Source organism: Reichenbachiella sp. (genome assembly GCF_033344935.1).
In the GTDB taxonomy this organism is placed as follows: Bacteria; Bacteroidota; Bacteroidia; order Cytophagales; family Cyclobacteriaceae; genus Reichenbachiella.
On the sequence record NZ_JAWPMM010000001.1, the window covers coordinates 4,226,959 to 4,247,598 of the forward strand.

19 protein-coding genes are annotated in these 20,640 nt (G+C 40.1%); 5 read left to right on the plus strand and 14 right to left on the minus strand.

The genetic code is table 11. The features are described from left to right. Nucleotides 1-47: 47 nt before the first annotated feature. The 13 genes from R8N23_RS18220 to R8N23_RS18280 all read right to left on the minus strand — a co-directional run bounded on the left by R8N23_RS18220 (nt 48) and on the right by R8N23_RS18280 (nt 14,910). Complete coding sequence (locus R8N23_RS18220) at nt 48-377, minus strand: cytochrome C oxidase subunit IV family protein (protein WP_318173035.1); 330 nt, start codon at nt 375-377, stop codon at nt 48-50. Nucleotides 378-398: 21 nt separating this feature from the next. Further along, nucleotides 399-1,148, minus strand: coding sequence for a cytochrome c oxidase subunit 3 (locus R8N23_RS18225; protein WP_318173036.1), 750 nt, complete (start codon nt 1,146-1,148; stop codon nt 399-401). A gap of 17 nt (nt 1,149-1,165) precedes the next feature. Beyond that, complete coding sequence (locus R8N23_RS18230) at nt 1,166-1,747, minus strand: heme-copper oxidase subunit III (protein ID WP_318173037.1); 582 nt, start codon at nt 1,745-1,747, stop codon at nt 1,166-1,168. 1 nt (nt 1,748) lies between these two features. Continuing rightward, nucleotides 1,749-2,645: a heme o synthase gene (cyoE, locus tag R8N23_RS18235; protein WP_318173038.1), complete on the minus strand. Its 897-nt coding sequence runs from the start codon at nt 2,643-2,645 to the stop codon at nt 1,749-1,751. Further along, nucleotides 2,638-3,711, minus strand: coding sequence for a COX15/CtaA family protein (locus R8N23_RS18240; protein WP_318173039.1), 1,074 nt, complete (start codon nt 3,709-3,711; stop codon nt 2,638-2,640). Before R8N23_RS18240 ends, cyoE begins: the two co-directional genes overlap by 8 nt. 10 nt (nt 3,712-3,721) lie before the next feature. Beyond that, on the minus strand, nt 3,722-5,566 hold the full coding sequence (locus R8N23_RS18245) for a cbb3-type cytochrome c oxidase subunit I (protein WP_318173040.1): 1,845 nt from the start codon (nt 5,564-5,566) through the stop codon (nt 3,722-3,724). A gap of 12 nt (nt 5,567-5,578) precedes the next feature. Then, the gene (locus tag R8N23_RS18250; protein WP_318173041.1) at nt 5,579-6,634 is read right to left on the minus strand and encodes a cytochrome c oxidase subunit II; all 1,056 of its coding nucleotides are present in this window, start codon (nt 6,632-6,634) and stop codon (nt 5,579-5,581) included. Between the two features lie 31 nt (nt 6,635-6,665). Further along, nucleotides 6,666-7,922, minus strand: a complete 1,257-nt coding sequence (locus R8N23_RS18255) for a quinol:cytochrome C oxidoreductase (protein ID WP_318173042.1) — start codon at nt 7,920-7,922, stop codon at nt 6,666-6,668. Between the two features lie 19 nt (nt 7,923-7,941). After that, complete coding sequence (locus tag R8N23_RS18260; RefSeq protein WP_318173043.1) at nt 7,942-8,562, minus strand: cytochrome c; 621 nt, start codon at nt 8,560-8,562, stop codon at nt 7,942-7,944. 34 nt (nt 8,563-8,596) lie between these two features. After that, nucleotides 8,597-9,127 (minus strand): DUF3341 domain-containing protein, encoded by a 531-nt coding sequence (locus R8N23_RS18265; protein WP_318173044.1) that lies wholly within the window; start codon nt 9,125-9,127, stop codon nt 8,597-8,599. 1 nt (nt 9,128) lies between these two features. Beyond that, complete coding sequence (nrfD, locus tag R8N23_RS18270) at nt 9,129-10,490, minus strand: NrfD/PsrC family molybdoenzyme membrane anchor subunit (RefSeq protein ID WP_084371824.1); 1,362 nt, start codon at nt 10,488-10,490, stop codon at nt 9,129-9,131. Between the two features lie 19 nt (nt 10,491-10,509). After that, nucleotides 10,510-13,575 carry a TAT-variant-translocated molybdopterin oxidoreductase gene (locus R8N23_RS18275; RefSeq protein ID WP_318173045.1) on the minus strand — a complete coding sequence of 1,022 codons (3,066 nt, stop codon included), beginning with the start codon at nt 13,573-13,575 and terminating at the stop codon, nt 10,510-10,512. A 72-nt stretch (nt 13,576-13,647) separates the two neighbouring features. Then, nucleotides 13,648-14,910 carry a c-type cytochrome gene (locus R8N23_RS18280; protein WP_318173046.1) on the minus strand — a complete coding sequence of 421 codons (1,263 nt, stop codon included), beginning with the start codon at nt 14,908-14,910 and terminating at the stop codon, nt 13,648-13,650. 319 nt (nt 14,911-15,229) lie between these two features. Between R8N23_RS18280 and R8N23_RS18285 the strand changes: the two genes are divergently transcribed. The 4 genes from R8N23_RS18285 (at nt 15,230) to R8N23_RS18300 (ending at nt 18,465) form a co-directional block, all read left to right on the plus strand. Further along, complete coding sequence (locus R8N23_RS18285) at nt 15,230-15,565, plus strand: PadR family transcriptional regulator (protein WP_318173047.1); 336 nt, start codon at nt 15,230-15,232, stop codon at nt 15,563-15,565. Nucleotides 15,566-15,573: 8 nt separating this feature from the next. Then, nucleotides 15,574-16,338 carry a M23 family metallopeptidase gene (locus tag R8N23_RS18290; protein WP_318173048.1) on the plus strand — a complete coding sequence of 255 codons (765 nt, stop codon included), beginning with the start codon at nt 15,574-15,576 and terminating at the stop codon, nt 16,336-16,338. 164 nt (nt 16,339-16,502) lie between these two features. Then, nucleotides 16,503-16,976, plus strand: a complete 474-nt coding sequence (locus R8N23_RS18295; RefSeq protein WP_318173049.1) for a T9SS type A sorting domain-containing protein — start codon at nt 16,503-16,505, stop codon at nt 16,974-16,976. A 1-nt stretch (nt 16,977) separates the two neighbouring features. Further along, nucleotides 16,978-18,465 (plus strand): hypothetical protein, encoded by a 1,488-nt coding sequence (locus tag R8N23_RS18300; RefSeq protein WP_318173050.1) that lies wholly within the window; start codon nt 16,978-16,980, stop codon nt 18,463-18,465. 2 nt (nt 18,466-18,467) lie between these two features. On the opposite strand, the gene R8N23_RS18305 is transcribed toward R8N23_RS18300, so the two are convergent. After that, nucleotides 18,468-19,139 carry a hypothetical protein gene (locus tag R8N23_RS18305; protein WP_318173051.1) on the minus strand — a complete coding sequence of 224 codons (672 nt, stop codon included), beginning with the start codon at nt 19,137-19,139 and terminating at the stop codon, nt 18,468-18,470. 111 nt (nt 19,140-19,250) lie between these two features. Between R8N23_RS18305 and lysA the strand changes: the two genes are divergently transcribed. After that, nucleotides 19,251-20,426, plus strand: a complete 1,176-nt coding sequence (gene lysA / locus R8N23_RS18310) for a diaminopimelate decarboxylase (RefSeq protein ID WP_318173052.1) — start codon at nt 19,251-19,253, stop codon at nt 20,424-20,426. Nucleotides 20,427-20,640 lie beyond the last annotated feature (214 nt).

Here is a 20,640-nt window from a genome sequence, read left to right on the forward strand (position 1 = left end):
AAAAAAATGCCGTCTCACAACGGCATTTTCATCTAGTTCTTTTCGAATTATCCGCCGTAGATAGCGGTAAATATGGCGTCTCCTTGGATCAACAACGCTCCAATCAGCCAAACTACGAAGGCTAATGGCGCAATAATACTCCACTTCAAGCCTTTAGTTTCATGACCTAAGTGCATAAACTCGGACATGATATAGTAAGCCTTCACGATTGTCATAAAGATAAATATCACTGTTTTGATAGGACTTGCATCTAGAGTAAAAGCTATTGCAAATTCTCCGGCTGTTATCAAAAAGAGATACAAAGTCACCATCCATATGTGCTTGATCTTCGCTTTATCTACAGGTATTACCACCTGCTCTTTATTTTCTATTTCCATTGTATGAAATGTTTTTAATTCTTAAATCAAGTAGAAGAAGGTAAATACGAATACCCAAACTAAATCTACAAAGTGCCAGTACAGTCCAACTTTTTCTACCATTTCGTAGTGTCCTCTTTTTTCCAATTTACCTACTACTGTTTGGTAGAAGATGATAAAGTTGATCACTACACCACTGAATACATGGAATCCATGAAACCCAGTGATAAAGAAGAACAATGCCGCAAAGTTCGGCGGTCCATATTGGTTCATTGAAAGGTTGGCACCATAAAATATAGACCCGTCTAACAATTTACCTCCTTCATCTGTACCTACTATAAAGTGAGTCCATTCCCAAGCCTGACAGCCCAAGAAAGTTAATCCACCTACGATCGTCCACAGCATCCATTTTTCAACCGCTTGTCTGTCGTTTCTCTGTCCCGCTTCTACAGCCAAAACCATAGTCACTGAACTCATGATGAGAATAAACGTCATCAATCCAACAAACACCAAAGGCCAATGTACACCATGCATCAATGGAAAACCATTAAACACCATGTCTGGCACCGGCCAATATTCTTGTGAGAAAGTGAAGTTCGCCAAGTCTCCTTCGAATGCTGGGTGACTATATCTAATCAATCCATACGCCACCAAAAGAGAGGAGAACGTAAATGCATCTGAAAGGAGGAAAAACCACATCATGAGTTTTCCGTAACTGGCTTTCATGGGCTCTGTTCCGCCCTGCCACAATTTCTCGTTATTTTCTTCTACTACAACTGCTGAACCAGCCATGATCTGAAATTTTAATTTTAATGATTAAGTGTCAAAAATAAGTATAAATACAACCAAAGTCCACCCAAAAAATGCCAATATGTGGCACACATTTCGAGCTGATCTAAACTTTTAGAATGTACTTTATACTTGAAAGCGGCCACAGCCACTACTGCAATAAATATCAACGCACTAATGAGGTGAAATCCATGTACTCCCGTGAGTACATACAAGAAAGATCCTGCAGGGTTTCCTACAAAATAAACTCCCTGCTCCACCAAGGCTTGCCAGCCCATATATTGTCCTACCAAGAATCCAATACCTGTTGCTGCTGTCAGCAATAGCATGATTCTCATTTTTACTATTTCGTCTTTTTTTGCAAAGTAATAGGCCAGTTGCATCACCACACTACTGATTACAATAATGATACTGGTCATGTCGAATACAAAGGGCAATTCGAAATCCAGCCACACGCCATCCGATTGCTTCACTACATACGCACTGGTCAATGCTGCGAAAAGCATTACCACAGATACCATAAATAGCCAAAGTGCAAACTTCTTTGGGTGCATTTTGAACTGAGTACCTTTATCTTTTTTGAGTGACATTGCTGCGTTCATATCAAATTTTGTCTAACATATATGCGATCTGTACGATTGGGAGATACAGAAAAGAACCAAACATTATTTTCAAGGCGGCCTTATCCGAATTATCTCTCATCAAGCTAAAAGTCTGCGCCAAGAACCCACAACCACAGATTGTGACTATAACTGCGGAATTCAATCCTGTTACACCAAAATAAGTAGGTAATAATCCAAGTGGAAGTAAAAACAGCGTGTAGATCATAATATTGATCGCGGTGTTCAAATCCTTTCGTCCATTATTTGGCAACAATTTAAAACCTGCCTTTTTATAGTCTTCGTCTCCTACCCAAGCAATCGCCCAGAAATGGGGGAACTGCCAGATAAACTGTATGCCGAAAATAATTAATGCTTCAAATGAAATTACTCCAGTTGCTGCCACCCATCCCAACAATGGAGGCAATGCACCAGGAATCGCTCCTATAAATACAGCAATTGGGCCTACTCTCTTCATTGGTGTGTATACAAAACTGTATAGCAGCAAAGAAACGAATGACAATAATACCGTTAGTAAATTGGTAGATAGATACAAAATGTACAAACCTATTATCGCTACCAGAATGCTAAAAATTCCAGCTTCTTGTTTCGAGATCTTACCTGTTGGTAAAGGTCTATTCTTTGTACGCTTCATCAGCGCATCGTATTCTACTTCTATGATCTGATTGATCGTGACAGACGCACCTGACACCAGCATTCCACCTAAAGAAAGCAACATCAGGTTGCCCCAATTCAATTGTCCGTTGGATGCTAGAATGTACCCAAAACCAGACGAAAAGGCTACTAAAAATGAAAGCCTCGGTTTCAACAGCTCTACATAAGCGCCTATTTTCGCTCCTACTGTCAAAGTGCTTGTGATATGATTTTCTACCTTACCCATTTACCAACTCATTGGTTGAAGTTTCCTTTTCCTTTATAATCAAATACAAGAAGTATTGTATTCCAAATATCATTAAAGCCAATAGCAAGTGAATTGGCTGTAATACATATGGCAATGCAAAATTAGCTAAAATGGCTCCAGTAAAAATTTCCGCAACAACAAGCACTAATAGCCCCCATACCAAATATTTGGAAGTTTTAAAATCCTTGATACTCTTAGTCAATCGATAGATCAAATACGCATGTAATACCAATAGGATCAAAGAATAAGACCGATGCATATAGAATATAATTCCTAAATTTTCAATCCAATTGAAACGTTGATCTTCGCCCAAACTCATAGCCAATGAATCAATGGCTTCTCGAACTTGTGTGCCCATTAAAATTTGCGCAAAAAACAACAACATGCAGACTACTAACAACCTTCTCACTTTATATGGTTTATAAGACATCAGCCCTTCTAAACTTTCTTTAGTAGTGATCACACGTACTTTGAGCAATAAGGCGATTAATCCAATAGCCAGTATCATGTGAAACGTGATCATGCCAGGCAATAGATTAGTGGAAACGACCAAAGACCCAATCCATCCTTGAAATATCACCAACAGCAATGCAGCTACCGAAAGGAAGAAAACTCTCTTTTTAGTATGTAAATAGCTGTATGACAATACTGTACAAATTATAATTAAAATCCCTACTGCTACGCCCACCAAGCGGTTCACGTATTCTATCCAGGTTCTAGCAAAATTGAAACCATGCGTTTCTTCTACATTTTTGCCTTTCTGAATATCTCTGGCTAATCCGGGAAAACCTAAGCTTTTTACCAATCCTGCCAGTCTTTCATTCTTTTGCATTCGCTTTTCAGCGTAACGCTCTTTGTAATCCTCTGGCAATTCACTTTCCGTAGTAGGTGGAATGTATGAACCAAAGCATTTAGGCCAGTCTGGACATCCCATACCTGACCCCGTACTACGAACAATGCCGCCTACTAATATTAAAAAGTAAACGGCAATGATCGTTAGGGCATTAAATTTTATAAATAAACCTGATTTAGGCTCTTTTGTCATTTCCTTCTCCTCAATCTACTTTCTCCTCTTTCGCTTCTTCAGCTTCATGAGGCAGGTTAGATTCAGGTGTTTGTGACAATGGAACAGTTTGTGGAATAAAATCTCCTTCAGCTCCAGGCTTACTGTAATCGTAAGGCCATCTGTACACTGATGGAATTTTACCAGGCCAGTTGCCATGTCCAGGCTCTCTAGGTGTAGTCCATTCCAGAGTGTTTGATTCCCATGGGTTCAAAGGCGCTTTCTTACCTCTCCACATAGAGTAGAAGAAGTTGAAAACAAAGATGAACTGCGCTCCAAAAGTAATGATCGCCGCAACGGTCACAAACATGTTCAAGTCACCAAATGAGCTGAATGCATCAAAGTTGGTAAATGAATAATATCTTCTTGGAAATCCTGCGATACCGATATAGTGCATTGGGAAGAATACCATGTAAACCCCAACAAACGTCAGCCAGAAATGAACATATCCCAATTTCTCGTCCAACATTCTACCAAACATCTTTGGATACCAGTGGTAGATACCTGCCACCATTCCGAAGAATGCCGAACTACCCATTACCAAGTGGAAGTGAGCAACTACGAAGTAAGTATCATGTAAGAATATATCTAGTGCCGAGTTTCCTAGGAATATTCCTGTCACACCACCCGAAATAAATAAGGATACCAATCCAATTGAGAACATCATCGCTGTAGTGAACCGGATGTTACCTTTCCACAATGTGGTGATGTAGTTAAATGCTTTAATTGCTGATGGTACGGCAATAACCAAAGTCAAGATCATAAAGATAGATCCTAAGAACGGGCTCATACCTGTTACGAACATGTGGTGTGCCCATACTACGAAAGACAATACGCCAATTCCCATCATAGAACCAATCATCGCTTTGTAACCAAAAATTGGCTTACGAGAGTTGGTTGAAATAATTTCTGAAGTGATACCTAAAGCAGGTAGAATAATAATATATACCTCTGGGTGACCTAAGAACCAGAACAAGTGCTGGAACAATACTGGGCTACCGCCTGTGTTAGGCAATGCCTCACCTCCAATATAAATATCAGACAAGTAGAAACTTGTACCGAATGATCTATCAAATACTAATAATAAAGCTGCTGCTACCAAAACTGGGAAAGACAATAATCCCAAGATAGCAGTCAAGAAGAACGCCCAAATCGTCAAAGGCAATCTTGTAAAAGACATTCCTTCAGTTCTCAAGTTAATGATCGTAGTGATATAGTTGATACCGCCTAACAAAGTAGAAGCGATAAAGAATACCATTGATACCAACCAAAGTGTCATTCCTAATCCTGACCCTGCGATCGCTTGTGGTAATGCACTCAATGGAGGATAGATCGTCCACCCACCACCGGCAGGTCCTGTTTCTATAAACAAAGAGATGAACATGATCACACTTGACAAGAAGAAGAACCAGTAAGACAACATGTTCATAAAACCTGATGCCATATCCCTAGCTCCAATCTGCAGCGGAATCAAGAAATTACTAAACGTCCCACTCAATCCAGCTGTCAATACAAAGAATACCATGATCGTACCGTGCATGGTCACCAGCGCCAGATAAAATTCTGTGTCTAATTGTCCAGTTTCAGTAATCCAGTTGCCTAGCAATGGTCTCAACCACTCTAGTTCGATGCCTGGAAAACCCAATTGTAATCTAAAGATGATCGAAAGTCCACCACCAATGATTGCCCAAAAGATACCTGTGATAAGGAATTGCTTTCCAATCACTTTGTGGTCTTGTGAGAAAATATAATTTGTTACAAAATTGCCATGATGTTCGTGATCGTGATCATCGTGACCTGCATGTTGTTCGTCTATTTGTACTTCAGTAACTGCCATGATTTCTTATAATTATAATGAAGTATTTACTTCCTCACCACTTACTTTTTCTTCTACAGCCACTTGTACCGGGCTGGTTGCTTCAATGTTCGCTAGATAATCAGGGTTTTTAGACAACCATGATTTCTGCTCTGCTTTCCACTTTTCGTAGTCTTCTTTTTCATCTACCACAACGATCGCTCTCATAGAGAAGTGAGCCTTTCCACAAATCTTGTTACATACCAATTCATATTGGAAATCAGGGTTTCCTGTTTCAGCTGCCATATCAGCAGTTGATTTAGTAGGTATGAACCAGAATTGAGTTGGCAAACCAGGTACTGCGTTCATTTGAAGTCTGAAATGTGGCATATACACAGAGTGTATCACATCTCTAGCTCTAATTTTCAACAATACAGGCTCTCCTTTAGGGATATGAATTTCTCTTGGAATAAAATCATCCTTAGCATTAGGATTGCTAAAATCAACACCCAATCTGTTGTCTGAATCGATTAGCTTGTAATCTGATGGTCCTAATTTTCCGTCAGGTCCTGGGTATCTCGATGCCCAGGCATACTGATATCCGAATATTTCTATTACTTCAGCATTTGCAGGTGCTTTGCTTGTGATATCCTGCCAGGCAAACAAACCAGACAATACCAACCCAGTCAATACGACTGCAGGAATAAATGTCCAGATCATTTCTAATGTATTGTTGTGAGAATAGAAATGTGCCTTCTGTCCTTCTTTGTATCTATATCTCCAAGCGAAGTAGAACAATACTGCATTGGTAATAATGAATACAGCTGTAGTAATTGCTGTAGTGATCCAGAACAATTTGAATGTCACTTCTCCGTGTTCAGAAGCTACTGGTACGGTATATCTGTCAAATTCAGTATAAGAATACACGAAGAATGCTACAGTACCCAGAATAAGAAATACCATAAATAAAGCACCATTCACTTTATTACTGGTTCCCATTGGGTCACCTTCTTTTCCTCTTACGACTTGCACCAAGGTATGTGCTCTAAAGATGGTAACCAAAATGGCTACTATCAATACCGCGGCTAACAAGATTACAATATTCATCATGTCTTTAAATGTCTATTTTGTAATTAATTTCTTAAATATGATGATGCAATGTTTCTTCCATCATTGGGTGATTCTTAGCCACTAGCGGATGCTTAGCCAAAGAATGTAATACCGTGTAAACGAAAGCCGATGCATATACCATGATCAATCCTATTTCTAACAATCCAAACCCACCGTTTTCTTTCAGTGTTCCTGGAGTTACCATCAAATAGAAATCTATCCAGTGTCCGAATAAAATGATTGGAGGAACAACCTTCAAGAATCTTGTGTGTCTTTTCGCCTCCCTTGGCAACAACAATAGGAATGGCAAGAAGAAGTTCAAAATCAAATTCAAGAAGAAGTAAACTGAATACTGATCACTCTTCCACCTTTCTACGAAGTAAATTGTTTCCTCAGGAATGTTCGCGTAATAGATCAAAAGGAACTGAGAAAACCAGATGTACGTCCAGAAAATACTGAAGCCCCAGATGAATTTACCAATATCGTGTAGGTGATTAGCATTTACAATTTTCAAGTAGCCTTTGTCTTTCAACAATACAGCAATGAATGCGATCAACGCCAAACCTGATACCCACCAGCTGGCAAACACATACCAACCAAACATAGTTGAGAACCAGTGTGGATCGATAGACATCACCCAGTCCCATGCTGCAATACTTGAAGAGTATCCGAAGAATACTAAGAAGATCGCAGATAAAGTTACATTCTTTTTCCAGCTAGTTACACCACCTTCGATATCCTCTTTTAGCATTTGCTTTCTGATCTGAGTAAACAGTAGATACCAAACACCGAAGAATACCACCATTCTAATCATGTAGAAGGTGAAGTTTAAATAACCTTTCTTTCCATCTAAAATCGAATCGTATCTCTCATCGGCTTTGTCATAAAGGTATTCGTGAGTCCAGTGGAATAAATCATGATTGGCTACCAAGAAAACGATAATCATTAATGCAGCACCAATTGGCAACCAACTCGCCATGGCCATAGGGATTCTTTTCAATCCAACAGACCAACCAGCCTGCGCTACATACTGAATCGCAATAAAGAAAATACCTATCGCCGAAAGTCCAGTAAAGAATAAGTTATTGATCCAAAGGTTGGCATATAGACGCTTTGTCCAATGGAAACCGTGATGACCAGCATCTGCAGCAGCTTCAGCACCATGTGCGTCATGTCCACCCATATTCATCATCACTACGCCAATAGCAGCCAATACAAGACCTGCCACCAAAGTGATCAAGATGTTTCTTTTGGCTCCTGCTGAGAATATATATTTTTCGTCGCTCATAATAAGATCTCCTTAAGAATTATTGGTTTTGAAGGGTTTGAACAAATCGAACTATTTTCCAACGATCATCCACACTTACTTGTGAAGCGTGCGATCCCATTCTTCCTTTACCTGCGGTAATCACATGGAAGATGTGGCCTTCTGGCTTGTCTTTTACTGCTCTAGAATTGTAAGGAGTTACTCCTTTAAATACTTGCCCTACTAAGCCATCACCTAAACCTGAATCACCGTGGCAGTGCAAACAATATCTTCCGAAAAGCACCTTTCCTTCAGCTACTACCGCAGCCGAAGAATCCAATGGGTTTTTCAAAGTTCTAGCTGCTAGTTCCAAAGAATCTTTAGGTATTCTGTATGGCAAAGCCTCTCCTCTTCTCACTGTGTTTGGCACAGCCTCCCTCATGTTCATTTCATTCGGGTTGTTAGGATTCGAAGTGTAGAATTCTGCATCGCCGCCTTCCTGTGAAGTCAACCAACGACCAGCTTCTTTATCTTTAATTTGAGAAAGTCCTTCGTAAGGTACTGAGTGATACATTTGAGGAGCGTACTCCACTCCGGTATCATTGCCTCTGGAAGCGCAAGATGCTACAACAAATCCTGTTGCAACTATGACGATCCCGTTGATGTATTTATTAAAATTCATTTTAATATTTTTTCCTAATTAGAATCCTAAGATTTTAGTCGAACTGCTTGTTATTCACTTCCTGAGCACCAGCATCACTCAAAGCTTTTTTGATGTCCGCTTCGCTCATTTTGTTTTTATCTAAGTCAACAGCCACTACGTGCTTGTCGTCTGTAATTCTTAAGTCGAATATTCTTGGTTTAGCCCATGGCTTGAGATCACTTACCACAAAGAAAGTTCCTACCATACCAAATGCACCCAAGAGCACTGTCAATTCGAAAGTTACCGGAATGAAAGTTGGGAAAGGCAAAAAGTCCTTACCACCTACAATCATCGGCCAATCTACTGTCATCATACCAATCTGCATGGTCAATGCTAAGGTTGTTCCTAACAAACCGAACAAGAAAGCAGCGATTGACAATCGAGAGCCTTTATATCCTAATACATCGTCAATGCCGTGTACTGGAAATGGAGAGAACACTTCGTGAATCTTTACTCCGCCCTGACGAACTTGAGCGATTGCTTTAAGCAATACATCCTCATCGTCGAATACGCCTAATACAAAGTTTTTATTACCGTCGCTCATCTTATTTCTTTTTTTCTCCGGTTGCTTTAATAATACTTTTCACCTCGGCCATGTTGATCACTGGGAAGAATTTCGCGAAAGCGAAGAAACAAGTGAAGAACAATCCGAATGTAAAGATGTAAACCCCTATGTCAACCCATGTTGGATAAAACATCGCCCATGAAGAAGGCAAGAAGTCTCTGTGTAGGGAAGTTACAATAATTACAAATCGCTCGAACCACATTCCGATGTTTACAATAATTGAAATCACGAAAGTGGCAGCGATACTAGTTCTAATTTTCTTAAACCAGAATAACTGGGGAGAGATCACGTTACAGGTCATCATCGAAGCGTATGCCCACCAGTATGGTCCAAGTGCTCTGTTGAAGAAAGCATATTGCTCACCTTCAACACCTGAGTACCAAGCGATGAAAAGCTCAGTGATATAAGCTACACCTACGATTGATCCGGTCACCATGATAATGATGTTCATCAATGAGATGTGCTCGATAGTAATGTAATCTTGCAGTTTGTAAACGTGTCTGGTTACAATCATCAATGTCAATACCATGGCAAATCCTGAGAAGATCGCACCTGCCACGAAGTATGGAGGGAAGATCGTCGTATGCCATCCAGGGATTACTGAAGTAGCAAAGTCAAAAGATACAATGGTGTGTACTGAAAGTACCAGTGGAGTAGCCAATCCAGCCAACACTAAGGCTACTGTCTCATAGCGAGACCAGGTTTTTGCTGCACCATCCCATCCTAGAGAAAGTGCACCGTATATTTTTTTGCTGATGCCAGTAGCTCTATCTCTAATGGTAGCGAAGTCAGGAACTAGTCCGATGTACCAGAAAACAAGAGAAACTGAGAAGTATGTAGAAATCGCAAATACGTCCCAAAGAAGCGGCGAGTTGAAGTTTACCCAAAGCGAACCGTAAGTGTTCGGTAGAGGTAGCGCCCAAATCGCTCCAATCCATGGACGACCCATGTGAAGGAGTGGGAACTGCAAAGCACAGATAACGGCAAAAATGGTCATCGCTTCTGCTGCACGGTTAATCGACATTCTCCACCGCTGTCTAAACAACAACAAGATCGCCGAAATCAAAGTACCAGCGTGACCGATACCTACCCACCATACGAAGTTGGTGATATCCCAAGCCCAACCTACGGTTTTGTTTAGACCCCAGCTTCCAATGCCTTCCCAAACTAAAGTGAAGACACAAAAAGCGCCATAGCCTAAGAGCGCCAATGATACCGCCATAGCGGCATACCAAGACTTGGCAGGTGCCTGCTCTACTCTTATACAAATGTCCTCAGTGACGTCGTGTACCGTTTTGCCCCCTGTGACGAGAGGTTTACGAACTACTGCTTCTGCGTGCATATTGATTTTAATTTATAAATTAAGCGTTAGCTTCTTTTTCTTCTTTATTTCTAATCTTCGTGAAATACCAAACATTTGGTTTCACAGAAAGCTCTTCCAACACATGGTAAGCCCTTTCTTCTTTGACTTCTGGTCCATTTTCTCCGTTCTCCAATTTCAACATTTGTGAAATTCTAGACTTAGGATCTTTCAAGTCACCGAATACGATGGCCTCTGATGGACAAGCCGAAGCACAAGCCGAAGTAATCTCACCATCTACAGGTCTTCTTCCTTCCTTCTTAGCTTCTAGTTTGCCATACTGGATTCTCTGAACACAGAATGAACATTTTTCCATTACCCCTCTAGAACGAACGGTTACGTCTGGGTTCAATACCATTTTACCCAAGTCGTTGTTCATAGAAGTATTTTCAGGGAACTGATCGTTGTCGTGATACTTGAACCAGTTGAATCTTCTTACTTTATATGGACAGTTGTTTGCACAATATCTTGTACCAATACATCTGTTGTAAGCCATTTGGTTCAACCCTTCCGTAGAGTGGTTGGTAGCAGCCACAGGACAAACTGTCTCACATGGCGCATTGTTACACTGCTGACACATCATTGGTTGGAAAGTAACTTCTGGATTTTCCGCTGAAGGAATTTCCATCTCTCTCAAGTCACCTTCTGGTGCGTCACTGCTATAATATCTATCGATTCTCAACCAAGTCATTTCTCTTCGGTTGAGTACTTCTTCTTTTCCTACTACAGGTACGTTGTTTTCTGCCTGACAAGAAACGGTACATGCACCACATCCTGTACAAGAATTCAAGTCGATCGTCATACCCCAGTGGTGGTTTGGATATTCATGTCCAGACCAAAGAGATACGTTACCTGGTTTAGTTTTTCCGCTGTAAGTAGTGATCATTGGGAAATCTCTACCTGCACTTGGATCTTTTTGATATTTTGAAAGAATAGACTCTTGGATCACATTTTCTCTACCCATATAAGTATGGTGAGTTTGTGTCTGAGCTACTTTGTATTCTTCACCACTTAGAGAAACAGAAACTCCTGAAGTCACTGCTTTGCTCTGAGCGCCTGTTTTGTAATCCATCAATGGGTAAGCATTTACGCCCACTCCGTTGGCTACTTTACCAGCACTAGTTCTTCCGTATCCTACAGCCAATCCTACTGTTCCGTTCGCTTGTCCAGGTTGAACCATGGCAGGAACTTTAATTGGCTCATTGTTGCCAACTTTCAATGAAACTAACTGCGTAGTCATATCTCCCAATTTCAGCCCTAGCTCTTCAGCCATTTTTGGTGAAATCGTCAAGTAGTTATCCCAAACTGCTTTAGTGATCGGGTCTGGCATTTCTTGCAACCATGGGTTGTTCGCCTGAGAACCGTTTCCAATGGCTGATTTCTCATACATTACTAGTTCTACACCTGATGCAGTAGATTTTAACCCAGATGCAGCAGCAGCTACATCACCAGCAAATGTTACTGCCTCAGCTTCTACAGCAGTTTCTAAAACACCTGATTGAACTGTAGTATCCCAATACGTTTGCTTGTCACCAGTAGCATTGGCTGTCCATCTTGCTTTTACGAAATCGAAGTACGACTCACTGCTTCCAGACCACACCAAGAATGACTGTCCCGCTTGACGCGTATTGAACAAGTTAGAAATAGTAGGCTGAGATAAACTGAATTTACCAGTTACTGGCTCAAAATCATTCCAAGACTCCAAGAAGTGATTATCTGGAGCGATGGCGCTAGTCAAACTAGCCGTCTCATCTTTTCTATCTGAAGTAGAAAGAGAGAATTTAGCTTTTTTCAAACCTGCTGCGATCTGGGCGCCTAGGGCGTGATCATAAACAGGGTTGCTATTAAAAAACAAAACTCCATCAATGTTACCTGCATTCAGGTCTTTGATGAAGTTTACCATTGCTTTATCGTCTCCTTTTCTGGTGTTGACTGCAGATGCCAAATCGATTGTAGTTCCGTAACAACCTAATAAGTTGTTGATCGCATTGACAAGTACTTGAACATTTTCGTCATTCGATCCTGAAACCACTACTGACTTGGACTTGCTCGACCAAAGGTCGTTAGCTGCTTTTGTCAATACCGCTGTATCTCCCACTTTAGGAGCCGATACAGAAGGAGCGCCAGCTTTAGCAGCTAGCATGTTATATAAGTTAGCCACGTAAGCACCTTGCTGAGAAGGTTTAATTGCGTTTCTATAATCTGCGTTAGAACCTGTCAATGAAAGATTAGACTCGAAAGAGTATAACCTCGACATGGTTTTCTTTTTATCATTCAATCTTCTAGTCTGCGCGAACTGCTTGCTATGAAGCGTATGGTTCAACCAGTTGCCTAAAAAGTCAGCATCGAAAGACACGATAGTGTCCGCTTTGCTGAAGTCGTATGAAGGAATAGCTCTTTTTCCAAAAGACTTTTCATTGGCAGCCAATGCACCGCTGAAAGATACCTGATCGTATTGGATGTGCTCAAGACCTGCATACTTAGCTTTCAATGCATCTATTGTAGCTAATGTTGAAGGACTAAAAACAGAAGCACTAACCAAAGCAATTCTATTGGCTCCAGCCAATTGCTTCGCTACTTCCTTGTCTAAGTCATCCCATGAAACAGATTGACCTCCTAATTCAGGTCCTTGCAATCTTTCTTTATCATATAGAGAAAGAACAGAAGCCTGAGCTTGAGAAGAAGTACCACCACCAGAAACGGTAGAAAGCTTATTGCCATCAATTTTGATCGGACGGCCTTCCCTTGTCTTTACTACTACAGAACAGTATTCGTTACCATTCACATAAGACGAAGCATAATAATTTGGAACACCTGGATCTACATCCACTGGTTTGTTCAAATAAGGAATTGCTTTTCTGACAGGCGTTTCACAAGCAGCCAATGAAGCTGCTGCTACACCAAATCCCATCAATTTCAAGAAGTCCCTTCTGCTGGCGCCGGTTCCTTCTGACTCACCACTGATTGGCAAGTACTCTGGAAACTCTTTGTCAGCATGCTTTTCGAATTCTGGGTTTTTGGTCAATTCCTCTAACCCTTTCCAATATTGCTTTTTGGTCTCTTTCATGTGTTAATTGACTTTCTTAGTCGTTTGAAGTGATTTCCACCTCAATAAAAGTGTCTTAATATTTTTATATAATTAGTAGTGACATTTAGAACACTCAAGTCCTCCAATGTCTTCTACTTTCATTGATTCCTTGCTATGCTCTGCATGCTTGGCCACCAACTTATTATAATAGTCATTTCCTTTCGTATTCACATCTGTCTCTCTGTGACAGTTGATACACCAACCCATAGTCAGTGGTGCATACTGCGATACTTTTTCCATCTCTTCAATAGGACCGTGACAAGTTTGGCATTCAACTCCACCCACTTGCACGTGTTGCGAGTGATTGAAATATGCCAAATCAGGCAAGTTGTGTATTCTCACCCATTCGATTGGCTCGTTGTTTTCAATCGCTGCATAAATCTTCTGGATCTCAGGAGACTCTGTTTTGATCGATGAGTGACAGTTCATACAAATGTTTGGAGAAGGAATGTTCGCATTCTTACTCTTTCTAACACCTGTGTGACAGTAGTTACAGTCAATTTTGTAATCTCCCGCGTGAATCTTGTGCGAGAAAGCAATTGGCTGATCTGGCTGATAGCCCTGTTGAACGCCAATGGTGAATATACCATCAATGGCAGACTTCATTAGAATAGCCGTAAAGATGAATGCCATCAAACCTAAGAAAGCATTGCTCTTTACTAAAGCACCTACATCAAATGTTTGGTCAGCAATTTCTCTGTCTTCTTCAGATAGGTCATCTTTCTGAGACAAGTACTTCTTCAACATGGTGATGATCATTCCCAATACTGCCAGTATCAATACCAGCACTACGAGTAAAACGATCATTACTGTATTTACAAATTGAGAAGGCTCTTCTGAAGCAGCTTCGCCTCCACCCGTTGTAGTGGTCTCTTCGGCAGCTACTACTATTTCTTTAGCAGACTCAGCTTTCAGGTAACCTACAATAGAAGCAATTTCCGCATCTTCGAAATCGAAGGCGGTCATTTCTGTTTTGTTGTATTCGTTGTAAAGGTTTACCGCATATTCGTCGCCACTCTGAATTACTTTCTGAGAGTTTTTAACAAATGCTTTAATCCAATCAAGGTTTCTTCTTTTATGTATATCTCTCAGTGCAGGTCCGATTACCTTATCATTCACTGCATGACAAACCGTACAATTAGCCTTAAATAATTTTTCTCCAGCTGATATGGTCGCCTCGTCTGTAGGGATGCCATCATCCTGCGCTACAGCGGCATTTTGCGTGAACAAAACTGAAAAAATCAAGGAGAGGAATAGAACGGTTTTAGTGCTTAAAAATCCCGCTCTGGAGTGTAAACTATATTTTTTTGACATCAGTTTTAGCTTTCCTTTTTGTAAAGTGGTGCAAATGTAACATCGGGTTGCTGTATTTCAAAAACATAATAATAGCATCTACGTAGTGAAGACCATACACCCCCAACATCACAGCAACATCCAATTGATAATCAGAACTTTACAAGATTATTTCTAACCAAAATATTCGCTATTTAGAATTAATTTAAATAACTAAAATCATAGCTAAATTCTGAGCCTTACATTTATTTATTTAGTATCATTTTTATGATTCTTATCATGCCGTTCATTTTTCTAAGGCCAAAATTGTATACATAATATTCTTATGTATATTTGCCTTATGTATTCAAAGGAATTATTGAAAGGTACCCTAAAAACCATTGTGCTGAAGTTACTTTCAGCTAATGGTCGCATGTATGGCTATGAAATCACCCAAAAAGTGAAAGTACTAACCCATGAAAAGATTCAACTGACCGAAGGTGCGTTATACCCTACACTGCACAAATTGGAAGCAGATGGATTAGTGACCACAACAGTAGAAAACATCAACGGACGAAAAAGGAAATACTACAATATCACCACAGCAGGTAGCGAAGAAGCCACTGAACGTTCGAATGAATTTACAGAGTTTGTACAGACCATGTTGTTGCTTTTAAATCCACAGTTGAATAAATAAGTTTTGATATGAAAACCATGAAGACACTTACAAAAACACAATACTTGTATATCAAGAATGACCTAAAGGCTAAAGGTTTATCCAAAGGTTTTAGAACAGAACTTCTGGATCATGTTTGCTGTATGGTAGAAATACAACTCACTGATGGCAAAGATTTTTCTGCGGCCTATAAAGAAGTGCTCAATACATTCGGTCAAGAAGGGTTTGAGGAACTCAAACAAACTTCACCAGTTATAAAGAAACAAAGACGAAATACCATCAGCCAGCTATTAGCATCTGGAATAGCTGCTTCCGTTTTTATGATGGTATTCGCCGTGGATGCGCAAGAGCCTCCAACTATTTCTCCTTTGGATCATTACAAACGAATCACTTCCAATTTTGGTGAGCGCTACAATCCATTGAAGAAGCAAAAGGATTTTCACAAGGGAATCGATTTTGCAGCCGAGGTCGGAACACCTGTACAGTCGACCGCTGCGGGCACTGTGATTTCAGTGAGCTCCAACCACGGTGGGTATGGTAAAAAAATAGAAATCGAACACAATGAAGGATTTATTACCAAATATGCCCATCTCTCGGAAATCAAAGTAAAAGAAGGAGAATTAGTCACGCTTGGACAGGTCATTGGACTATCTGGAAATACAGGCGCTTCCACCGCACCACACCTGCATTACGAAGTACTTAAAGAAGGAGAATATGTTGATCCATTAGATTATTTCACCATACAGAATCAACAAATCGGTGACAAAGTTTTATCTAAGGACAACAAGAACTAAGTCCTGTTTACCAATCAATGACTATATCCTTGTAAAGGTAAGACAGTCCGCAGATTCTAAGCTTTCTTCGAACTAAACCCTCAAAAAATACTCATTTTTAGGTATTTGATATAATTTCATTCTCGTCTAACATTGAAATACAATTCCTATCGTATTCAACGTATATGAGACATTTGATTAACCTTTTAGCTCTTCTTCTTTACTTTTCTTATTCAAGTTTCGCCCAATCAGTTATATCAAACGGCGGAGAAATCTTTCAAAATAATCAAATTCATTTGGCTTGGACAATTGGCGAGCCTCTCAATGAAACATATAGCGAAAGTAATTTAATATTAAGTCAAGGTTTTCATCAATCTGCCCAAGAAGCTCTTACTACATCGGTTGATGCACTTCAATCTTTCAGCATTTACCCAAACCCAACCCAGAGATCGCTTCAAATTCAAAGTCAGATAAGAATTGAAGAATTAATAGTAGAGATGTACAATGTAGATGGGAAATTAGTACTTCAATCAAGTCATTTCAATTTTATAAAAACTCAAATAAATGTCACACATTTAAGTTCAGGCATTTACACCCTTTTTCTGAAATATGATCCTTCCTCTCCTGCTAAAATTTCAAAAATTATAAAATCTGAGTAAAATGAAATTATTCCTTCATCTAATACTGCTGGGACTACTTGTAAGTCCAAAATTGTTGGCGCAATCTCCCCAAGCATTCAAATACCAAGCAGTTGCAAGAGATAATGCAGGTAATGCTTTAAACAATCGAACTGTCAATTTCAAAATTAGCATTCGAGAATCAAGTGTTTCGGGAAATATTTCTTACAGCGAAACCCATCTAGTTACGACAAGCGGAAATGGCTTGGTTCAGTTCGAAATAGGAAATGGAAAAATTCTATCTGGTTCCTTCGATGAAATATCCTGGGGTGATTTCAATCATTTTGTAGAAATAGGAATTGATTTAGATGGCGGAGTAAATTTTATTTCTTTAGGCACATCGCAATTGCTTAGTACCCCATACGCACTCTACGCAGAAAATTCAGGCAGCTCAATACCAGGTCCAGTTGGTCCCGCAGGGCCAAAAGGCGAGGCTGGCCCGATCGGACCCCAAGGTTTCGCTGGATCTGATGGTGAAGATGGAGCACAAGGACCAGCAGGACCTGCAGGCGAACAAGGTATTCCAGGAATTATTGGCCCACAGGGAGAACAGGGTATTCAAGGTGAGATAGGCCCACAGGGAGAGCAGGGAATTCAAGGAGAAGTCGGACCACAAGGAGAACAAGGCATTCAGGGAGAGCAAGGAGAAAAAGGTGATTCAGGAGAAGCAGGAATAGCTGGAATAGACGGTAAAACTATACACCACGGGTCTGTCGATCCAACGTCAGAAGGTTCAAATGGAGATTTTTATATCAACACGACAACAAATTCAATATTTGGCCCTAAAGCTGATGACTCATGGGGAGCCGGGACTTCCTTAATTGGAGCTCAGGGCCCTGCAGGCCCACAAGGGGCAGATGGCTCAGGAAGTTCAAATGCAACCTATCGATGGGCAAGCTTTAACACCTATTCAAATGCGCTTTCTCAATGGGCATTTGACAACAATGCCAGCTTTTTTGGAGGCGTACAACCTAGCATTTGGTCTGATGCGAATGGTACGGCAGCAATGATGTCTTCTGATAAAGAAGTCTTAAGAACATTATTTCAAAGAAAAGGTCATGCAACCAAAAATGCTATGATCGTAAATGATGAATTTGCTAGCTATTCCTCCACCAATGGTCGTATCACAGCTGCAATATTTAGGATTAAGAACAATACATCAGAACCTATTATTTGGTCTCCACATGTATATTACTCTTGCTATGGGCCCTGGGGAGAAAAAGCAAGTGCCGCACTCAATGGAGAGTCAGTGATGGATGAAACAACTTCTGGAAGTAGAATAATATCAGGTTTAAGCATTCCAGGTGGAAGAACAAGTACTTTCATCATTGTTTCCAGCTCAAGTCAACCTGCTGGAACGCCGGGAATACGAAACACAAGGTTAGGTTTTATAAACGACACATTAGATCTACCTGCTGGATTAGAGTTTGTTGATGACCTTGAAACGGCTACCGGCGGGTGGGAGCAATAAAATCACAGTCCCCCCTCATCCATCTTAATTTTCATCAATACAGAAAAGGCGTCATTAATGTTCTTTTGCTCCACTACTATGGAAAACTCGTTGGAGGTAGAAATCACCTCTATTACCGTAATACCGTACCAGGCAATCATTTTAAATATGTAGTAATAAAGACCGTATGCTCTAATATTTGAAGCCTTGAGCATCACTGTAGCTGAACTGAGCTGGCTATTACCGGTGACATAAGTCTCCTTTTCAAATATCCTTTTCACCCGATCTACAATATTCTCACTCACGATTAACGTTCGTTCGTACATCCCCTGAGTAAAGGAGCAATAAGTATCCGGTAGGTTTTGAACTTCATGAAGTAGACGGGTCTGGTTTTCTGTCAACGTTGGCGAATTCGCATAGGTAAATGTAGACAGACCAGATCTCACGAAAATATCCCCAATATGCTCACGGAAGTTCTTTGGATTTAAATTGAGTGCATTGGCTCCCATAGTAGAGCGACGTTTGAGTGCCATTAGAATCGAAGCTTCCGTAGCATCTTTCATCAATACCTTAGACACATAGGGCTGCAGCAGCCTCGCAAGCGACGAATAATTAATCAAATTGGCCATCATGGCCTCCTCAATAAATGGCATCTTTCTGATTCCCTCTTCTACAATATCCGATATCTTCTTCATGTCGTTAAATATTTAACAAAGTGCAAATATTATGAATAATTCTAACATTTATTTCACATGACCTCACTTAAAAAATACTTTTGAATTCTGAATTTAAAATTGAAACCAAAGATGTCGGTAAGAACACCATTTTATTACTACGATTTGACGCTGCTGGAAAACACGTTAGCTGCTATGCAAGCAGCAATCAACAATCCCAATTTTAAAGTACACTATGCGATTAAAGCTAATGCCGAAGATCGTATCCTTCAAACCATTAAAAAACATGGACTTGGAGCGGATTGTGTCAGTGGCAATGAAATTAAAAAAGCGATCGAAATTGGTTTCGAACCAAATGATATTGTCTTAGCAGGAATCGGTAAATCCGACGAAGAGCTAGATTTAGCCATTTCACAAGGTATTCATAGTATCAACTGTGAATCGATAGAAGAACTCGAAGTGATCAATGAAATAGCAGAAAGACATGGAGCGGTGGCAAGTATTGCATTTAGAATCAACCCTAATGTTGATGCACAGACCCATCATAAAATTACTACGGGACTGAATGAAAACAAATTCGGCATTCCTATTACGGAGTTGGACGCGGCGGTAGATGAAATATTGAAACACAAAAACCTCGCGTTAAAGGGCATACATTTTCATATTGGCTCACAGATTTTGAATCTAAACCCCTTTGCCAACCTATGTCAGCAGGCCAATAACGTGATTGCTAGCCTCAAGGCGCGAGGTATTGTTCTAGAACATATCAACGTTGGTGGAGGATTAGGTATTAACTATACCGATCCAGAATCTCAACTGATTCCAAATTTTATTGAATACTTTAGAGTATTTGAAAAATTCTTGAATCTCGAAGAAGGTCAAACCGTTCATTTTGAATTAGGCAGATCAATCGTAGGCCAGTGTGGTTCTCTGATATCCAAAGTATTGTATGTGAAAAAAGGAGTGAGTTCAAACTTTGCAATTCTGGATGCAGGCATGACCGATTTGATGAGACCAGCTTTATACAATGCTTTTCACAAAGTAGAGAATATTTCTAAAGAAGGTGAATTGGAGCCTTATCATGTAGTAGGGCCGATCTGTGAAAGCTCTGACACTTTTGGCAAAACAGAATTACCTAAAACTCATCGCGGAGATTTTCTAAAGATCCGGTCTGCAGGCGCCTACGGGCAGGTTTTAAGCTCGAATTACAACTTAAGAGATCGAGCAGCTGCCGTTTACTCAGATGAGATCTTACTTGAAGAATACATTTCTAATAACGAAAAAATAGAAGAGCTACAGGTCGTTTAACTTGTTCTTTAAAATAATAATTAGTTAATAATAAGGTTTAAGGTGGGTATTTACCCACCTTTTTCTTTGTCATTTTCTCAGAAAGCAATTTATAATTTAGTGATTTTCACATCTTTAAGTCATTAAAAAATTGTACATTTAAAATTCACACCTGACGATACTAAACTGTGCGACTGATTCGGTCGTTCTTTTTAAAAATTATAATAAACTAAAG

What these genes read in the sequence shown, in the direction of transcription:
- R8N23_RS18220 (WP_318173035.1), bottom strand. Translation starts at nt 377, where the DNA reads ATGGAAATAGAAAATAAAGAGCAGGTGGTAATACCTGTAGATAAAGCG.
- R8N23_RS18225 (WP_318173036.1), bottom strand. Translation starts at nt 1,148, where the DNA reads ATGGCTGGTTCAGCAGTTGTAGTAGAAGAAAATAACGAGAAATTGTGG.
- R8N23_RS18230 (WP_318173037.1), bottom strand. Translation starts at nt 1,747, where the DNA reads ATGAACGCAGCAATGTCACTCAAAAAAGATAAAGGTACTCAGTTCAAA.
- cyoE (WP_318173038.1), bottom strand. Translation starts at nt 2,645, where the DNA reads ATGGGTAAGGTAGAAAATCATATCACAAGCACTTTGACAGTAGGAGCG.
- R8N23_RS18240 (WP_318173039.1), bottom strand. Translation starts at nt 3,711, where the DNA reads ATGACAAAAGAGCCTAAATCAGGTTTATTTATAAAATTTAATGCCCTA.
- R8N23_RS18245 (WP_318173040.1), bottom strand. Translation starts at nt 5,566, where the DNA reads ATGGCAGTTACTGAAGTACAAATAGACGAACAACATGCAGGTCACGAT.
- R8N23_RS18250 (WP_318173041.1), bottom strand. Translation starts at nt 6,634, where the DNA reads ATGATGAATATTGTAATCTTGTTAGCCGCGGTATTGATAGTAGCCATT.
- R8N23_RS18255 (WP_318173042.1), bottom strand. Translation starts at nt 7,922, where the DNA reads ATGAGCGACGAAAAATATATATTCTCAGCAGGAGCCAAAAGAAACATC.
- R8N23_RS18260 (WP_318173043.1), bottom strand. Translation starts at nt 8,562, where the DNA reads ATGAATTTTAATAAATACATCAACGGGATCGTCATAGTTGCAACAGGA.
- R8N23_RS18265 (WP_318173044.1), bottom strand. Translation starts at nt 9,127, where the DNA reads ATGAGCGACGGTAATAAAAACTTTGTATTAGGCGTATTCGACGATGAG.
- nrfD (WP_084371824.1), bottom strand. Translation starts at nt 10,490, where the DNA reads ATGCACGCAGAAGCAGTAGTTCGTAAACCTCTCGTCACAGGGGGCAAA.
- R8N23_RS18275 (WP_318173045.1), bottom strand. Translation starts at nt 13,575, where the DNA reads ATGAAAGAGACCAAAAAGCAATATTGGAAAGGGTTAGAGGAATTGACC.
- R8N23_RS18280 (WP_318173046.1), bottom strand. Translation starts at nt 14,910, where the DNA reads ATGTCAAAAAAATATAGTTTACACTCCAGAGCGGGATTTTTAAGCACT.
- R8N23_RS18285 (WP_318173047.1), top strand. Translation starts at nt 15,230, where the DNA reads ATGTATTCAAAGGAATTATTGAAAGGTACCCTAAAAACCATTGTGCTG.
- R8N23_RS18290 (WP_318173048.1), top strand. Translation starts at nt 15,574, where the DNA reads ATGAAAACCATGAAGACACTTACAAAAACACAATACTTGTATATCAAG.
- R8N23_RS18295 (WP_318173049.1), top strand. Translation starts at nt 16,503, where the DNA reads ATGAGACATTTGATTAACCTTTTAGCTCTTCTTCTTTACTTTTCTTAT.
- R8N23_RS18300 (WP_318173050.1), top strand. Translation starts at nt 16,978, where the DNA reads ATGAAATTATTCCTTCATCTAATACTGCTGGGACTACTTGTAAGTCCA.
- R8N23_RS18305 (WP_318173051.1), bottom strand. Translation starts at nt 19,139, where the DNA reads ATGAAGAAGATATCGGATATTGTAGAAGAGGGAATCAGAAAGATGCCA.
- lysA (WP_318173052.1), top strand. Translation starts at nt 19,251, where the DNA reads ATGTCGGTAAGAACACCATTTTATTACTACGATTTGACGCTGCTGGAA.